The organism is Inquilinus sp. (assembly GCF_039594555.1).
In the GTDB taxonomy this organism is placed as follows: domain Bacteria; phylum Pseudomonadota; class Alphaproteobacteria; order DSM-16000; family Inquilinaceae; genus Inquilinus.
Genome location: NZ_JBCNNF010000496.1, coordinates 1 through 4,639, shown reverse-complemented (window position 1 = coordinate 4,639; position 4,639 = coordinate 1). Strand labels below are relative to the sequence as shown.

At 69.5% G+C, this 4,639-nt stretch carries 6 protein-coding genes; 5 read left to right on the top strand and 1 reads right to left on the bottom strand.

What is annotated here, in order from left to right; all coding sequences use genetic code 11:
- The coding region (locus ABDW35_RS32590; protein ID WP_343718007.1) for an MsnO8 family LLM class oxidoreductase at window positions 1-804 on the bottom strand (804 nt) is incomplete at its 3' end.
- Window positions 805-966: 162 nt separating this feature from the next.
- Here ABDW35_RS32590 and ABDW35_RS32585 point away from each other — a divergent pair.
- From ABDW35_RS32585 to ABDW35_RS32565, 5 genes are all read left to right on the top strand, one after another.
- Window positions 967-2,550, top strand: a complete 1,584-nt coding sequence (locus ABDW35_RS32585) for an ABC transporter substrate-binding protein (protein ID WP_343718006.1) — start codon at window positions 967-969, stop codon at window positions 2,548-2,550.
- A gap of 233 nt (window positions 2,551-2,783) precedes the next feature.
- Window positions 2,784-3,653 carry an SDR family oxidoreductase gene (locus ABDW35_RS32580; RefSeq protein ID WP_343718008.1) on the top strand — a complete coding sequence of 290 codons (870 nt, stop codon included), beginning with the start codon at window positions 2,784-2,786 and terminating at the stop codon, window positions 3,651-3,653.
- Between the two features lie 13 nt (window positions 3,654-3,666).
- Entirely contained in the window at window positions 3,667-4,068 is a 402-nt protein-coding gene (locus ABDW35_RS32575) for a PRC-barrel domain-containing protein (protein WP_343718005.1), read from the top strand.
- Between the two features lie 28 nt (window positions 4,069-4,096).
- Window positions 4,097-4,393 carry a hypothetical protein gene (locus tag ABDW35_RS32570; protein ID WP_343718004.1) on the top strand — a complete coding sequence of 99 codons (297 nt, stop codon included), beginning with the start codon at window positions 4,097-4,099 and terminating at the stop codon, window positions 4,391-4,393.
- A gap of 20 nt (window positions 4,394-4,413) precedes the next feature.
- On the top strand, window positions 4,414-4,639 hold a 226-nt coding region (locus ABDW35_RS32565; protein ID WP_343718003.1), incomplete at its 3' end, for an SDR family NAD(P)-dependent oxidoreductase.

Sequence of the window (4,639 nt, the reverse complement as noted above, 5' to 3'; positions counted from 1 at the left end):
GGCCTGGCGGACGAATTCCTCGGCCTGGGCGACGCTGCCGACCGTTACGCTCTGGCCCGTGTCGACATGCACCTTGAACATACGGAGATTGGCGGCAAGCCGCTCGGCCCGCGCCTCGGTCTCGGCCGCGATCACCGCGACGGCGAGCAGCGGGGCCCAGCCGGCGCTGACCGCGCGATAGGCGGCGAAGACCCGCTCCAGCAGGGCCGGGTCGCCGTTCAGGTGCCCGGCATGGACATAGGACCAGCCCTCGGCCGCCGCCAGCTGCGCGCTCTCGACGCTGGCGCCCAGTAGGAAGCGCTCGGCCTTCACCGCCGGCCGCGGCGTGGCGACGACGCCAGCCAGCGGGTCGGCCGCGGCCACCGTGTCGTCGAGGAAGGCGTCGAGCTGGGCCAGCTGCTCGGCGAAGGACGGCTTGCGCGCCGGGTCCACCGCCGCCTGCAGCGCCCGGGTCGACAGCGGCAGACCGCCGGGCGCCTTGCCGACCCCGAGATCGACCCGCCCCGGCGCCAGGGCCGCCAGCAGGTTGAAGTTCTCGGCCACCTTGTAGGGGCTGTAGTGCTGAAGCATCACCCCGCCGGACCCGACGCGGATCTGCGAGGTGTGGGCCAGCAGATAGGCGATCAGCACCTCGGGCGAGGGACTGGCGAGCCGCGGCGTGTCGTGGTGCTCGGCCACCCAGAAGCGGTGGAAGCCCCACCGCTCCGCCCGCCGTGCCAGGTCGACGGTGCGGGCCAGCGCCTCCGCCGCCCCCTCACCGTCCGCGATCGGGCTCTTGTCGAGCAGACTCAGGAGATAGCTCATGCCGTTCATCCCGGGATGACGTGCGGGCGGATCCAGGGCGGCTGCCATGGACCGAAGATTCATGTTGTTATCTCATTAAATACACATTCTACTGTCAATAGATTATAAATTTACCATCAAACATCAGTACTAAATCTGCTCACCTCAGACCGGGAGAATCCCATGAGACGCCTGACGGCGCCGCTGCTCGGCGCCCTGCTGCTCCTGCCTGCCTTCGGCCCGGCCGGCGCCGGCACGCCGCGCGACACCATCGTGGTGGCCAAGCAGATCGACCAGTTCATCTCGCTGGACCCGGCCGAGGCGTTCGAGCCCGGCGTCGGCGAGGTGACGCAGAATTTGTACGATCAGCTGGTGGGGTATCGCAGCGCCGCCGACCCGACCATCGTCGGCGATCTGGCCGAATCCTGGTCGATCGCCGATGACGGGCTGACCTGGCGCTTCACGCTGAAGCCGGACCAGGCCTTTGCCAGCGGCAACCCGGTGACGGCGCAGGACGCCGCTTGGTCGCTGCAGCGCGCGGTGCGTCTGGACAAGTCGCCCGCCTTCATCCTGACCCAGTTCGGCTTCACCGCCGACAATGCCGCCGACCGGATCCACGCCGTCGACGACCGGACGCTGGAGATCCGCATCGACCATGCGGTGGCGCCGACCTTCTTCCTCAACACCTTGACGGCGGGCGTCGCCTCAGTGGTCGACGCCAAGACGGTGCAGGCGAACGAGGCCAAGGAGGACCTGGGCAATGGCTGGCTTAAGGCGCACAGCGCCGGCAGCGGCCCCTACGCGCTGCAGCGCTGGGTGCCGAATGAGCGGGTGGTGCTGGAGGGCAATCCGAAGTGGCAGCACACCGGGCCGAAGACGCCGCACCTCGTGTTCCTGCATGTGCCGGAGCCGGCGAGCCAGCGGCTGCTGCTGGAGAAGGGCGATGTCGACTATGCCCGCGACCTGACCCGCGACCAGATCCTGGCGCTGAAGGACGCACCCGGCGTCGCACTGCAGACCGAGGCCGGCGACGCGCTGCTCTATCTCGGCCTGAACCAGGGCAATCCGAACCTGGCGAAGCCCGAGGTGCGCGAGGCGCTGAAATGGCTGGTCGACTACCAGGGCATCCAGGACAGCCTGCTGAGCGGCACCTGGACCACGCGCCAGAGCGTCCTGCCGACGGGCTATCTCGGCGCCGTCGACGACGCGCCCTACCGGCTGGATGTCGACCGGGCCAAGGCGCTGCTGGCCCGCGCCGGGCTGGGCGACGGCTTTGCCGTCACCATCGATGTGCGCAACGTCGCCCCCCTTGCCGACATCGCCCAGGCGCTGCAGGCCAGCTTCGCCAAGGCCGGCGTCAAGCTGGAGATCCTGCCCGGCGACGGCAAGCAAACCATCACCAAATACCGGGCCCGGCAGCACGACATCTATATCGGTACCTGGGTGCCGGATTATCGCGACCCGCACAGCAACGCTGACGCCTTCGCCTTCGACCGCGACGTCAACGACGCCGATGCGCCGAAGACGCTGGCCTGGCGCAACCGCTGGCAGGATGCCGGCTGGAACCAGACCGTGACCGAGGCGCTGCGCGAGCCGGACACGGCCAAGCGCGCCGCCCTCTACGGCCGGCTGCAGCGCGAGGTGCAGGCCGAGGGTCCCTTCGTCCTGCTGTTCCAGCAGACGCTGGTGGCGGCGCATCGCGACACCGTCTCCGGCCTCGTGCTGCAGCCCAAGGCCAGCTACGCCGCGGTGACCAAGACCCGGTGACCGGTCGTCCCACGGCCTGCCTCGACCGGCGCCCGAGTCCGGGTGCCGGCCCCGAGGCGCCCATCTGAAGCAATCGTCACACCGTATCCCGAAGCGGATATCCGGCGGACCGCAGCGGCTCCTTTTCATGAGAGCTGGCCGGCCGTGGCCCGCCGGAACCGCCCTGCGCCGGACGCCATTGTCCCACAGAGACATCCGGCAGCCGCCCGACCGATGGCGATACGGAGATGACGATGCCAGATCAGCAGAACGCCCGTCCGGAACCGCCGCTGCCCAGGCAGCAGCAGGACACGCCAGGCCTGACGAAGCCGATGAGCCCCCCGCCGGATCACGGCGAGGGCAGCTATCGCGGCAGCGGCCGGCTGCAGGGCAAGGTCGCGCTCATCACCGGCGGGGATTCCGGCATCGGCCGTGCCGTCGCCATCGCCTTCGCCCGCGAGGGGGCGGACGTCCTGATCTCCTACCTCAACGAACATGAGGATGCGCGCGAGACCGCGCGCTGGGTGGAGCAGGCCGGCCGGCGCGTCGTCTCGGTGGCCGGCGATGTTGCCGACGAGGCGCATTGCCGGAGCCTGGTCGACCGGGCGGTGAGCGAGCTCGGCGACCTGGACATCCTGGTCAACAACGCCGCCCACCAGATGACCTTTGACAGCCTCGACCAGATCAGCGCCGAGGAATGGGACCTCACCTTCCGCACCAACATCCACAGCCAGTTCTACCTGGCCAAGGCGGCGGTGCCGCACATGAAGCCGGGCAGCGCCATCGTCAACACCACATCGATCAACGCCAAGGACCCGTCGCCGTCGCTGCTGGCCTATGCCACCACCAAGGGCGCGATCGCCAACTTCACCATCGGTCTGGCGAAGCTGCTGGCCGAGAAGGGCATCCGCGTCAACGCCGTCGCCCCCGGGCCGGTCTGGACGCCGCTAATCCCGTCCACCATGCCCGAGGAGAAGGTCGAGAGCTTCGGCGGCAACACGCCGCTGGGCCGGCCGGCGCAGCCCGCCGAACTGGCACCCGCCTACGTCCTGCTGGCCTCGAACGAGGCGAGCTACATCACCGGTGCGGTCCTGGCGGTCACCGGCGGCAGGCCGATGTTCTGACCGGAGAGATCGCATGAAGCGCATCACGCCGCTGGCCCTCGTCATCACCGCTTGCCTCGCCTCCGCGGCATGGGCCCAGCCCCAGCCGGTCGCGCCGGGCTTTCCGTCCCAGACCCAGCAGGCCCCCGTCGCCCACCCGTCTTCCGAGCTGCTCGGCAGCAGCCTGATCGGCGCCAACGTGACCGATACGGCGGGCCATAGCATCGGCACGATCTCCGACTTCGCCTTCGATTCCCGCGGCGGCGCGATCCGCTATGTCGTGGTCGGCGTCGACCAGGTCCTCGGCCTGTCGCTCAAGCAGGTGAAGATCTCGAGCGACAAGCTGCGGCTGGCCGAGGCGACGGCGGACGAGGTCGCGACCGACCTGACCAAGGACGACCTGAAGGCCATGCCGGAGGCCCAGGACGAGCGCTGAGACAGCTGGAGCAGAAAGGAGCGATCCGATGCAGACCTGGCAAGTCACGAACCCGGCCGGCGATCCCATCGTCATCCAGGGCGAGGATCTGGTCAGCGCGATGTCGCGGCATCGCGAGGCCCTGCTGGACCTGGCCTTTCCCGGCGGGGTCGACGCCGTCGAGACTGCCTGGATGCATTGGGACCAGGACCTGCTGGGCGGCGAAGGCGCGATCGAGCTGATCCTGACCTGCCATCGGGATGGGGCCGAACGGCAGGGCCGGATCCTGATCCACGCCGCGCCCGGTGAGATCGCTCCGGACACCGGCCGGGCGGTGTTCTTCTGACAATCGGGAGGTCGGGCGAGATGCAGCGGTTTCAGGGCAAGGTGGCGATCGTGACCGGCGCCGGATCCGGCATCGGCGAGGCGACGGCGCGGCGCCTGTCCGAAGAGGGCGCCGCCGTGATGCTGGTCGACCGGGAGGAAGAGCGCGTCCGCCGGGTCGCCGACAGCCTGCCGGCCGATCGCACACTGGCCCGGGCCGTCGACGTGTCCCGGTCCGAAGCGGTCGACGGCATGGTCGCGGCGGCGA

Bases quoted from the DNA above. Each gene is read 5' to 3' on its own strand.
- ABDW35_RS32570 (WP_343718004.1), top strand. From the start codon at position 4,097: ATGCAGACCTGGCAAGTCACGAACCCGGCCGGCGATCCCATCGTCATC.
- ABDW35_RS32585 (WP_343718006.1), top strand. From the start codon at position 967: ATGAGACGCCTGACGGCGCCGCTGCTCGGCGCCCTGCTGCTCCTGCCT.
- ABDW35_RS32580 (WP_343718008.1), top strand. From the start codon at position 2,784: ATGCCAGATCAGCAGAACGCCCGTCCGGAACCGCCGCTGCCCAGGCAG.
- ABDW35_RS32575 (WP_343718005.1), top strand. From the start codon at position 3,667: ATGAAGCGCATCACGCCGCTGGCCCTCGTCATCACCGCTTGCCTCGCC.